This is a genomic window from Bradyrhizobium sp. Kon56, assembly GCF_055807635.1.
Genome location: NZ_JBVVOU010000283.1, coordinates 1 through 319, shown reverse-complemented (window position 1 = coordinate 319; position 319 = coordinate 1). Strand labels below are relative to the sequence as shown.

Annotated in this window: 1 protein-coding gene; it reads left to right on the top strand. The window is 58.0% G+C overall.

Annotated elements, in window-relative coordinates; genetic code table 11:
* The coding region (locus AC0L3B_RS38985; RefSeq protein ID WP_473383014.1) for a hypothetical protein at window positions 1–289 on the top strand (289 nt) is incomplete at its 5' end.
* Window positions 290–319 lie beyond the last annotated feature (30 nt).

Below are 319 nucleotides of genomic sequence, written 5' to 3'. Positions count from 1 at the left end.
GGCCGAGCGTAACGATGGGTGGATCGTCGAAGATGATTACGATGGCGAGTACCGCTACAGCGGCGCGCCCACCCTGAACGCCCGTGGCGGGCCGCTGGGAGGAGTGGACAAATGGTGCTGGTCCAGGCGCTCCAGCGCCGAGCTGTGGATAACTTTACCGTTTGAAAAGCCGGCTGAGTCTGGCGATTTTGTGGATAAACCTGGGGATAAGCCTGTTGATAAGCCTGTGGATGGTTTTGTGGATAATTTTCCTCCACGTGCCGGGTTCTGCGGCAAGTGCGCAACGTAAGTGCCGTCACCTACGCGCGCTTCGATAAAC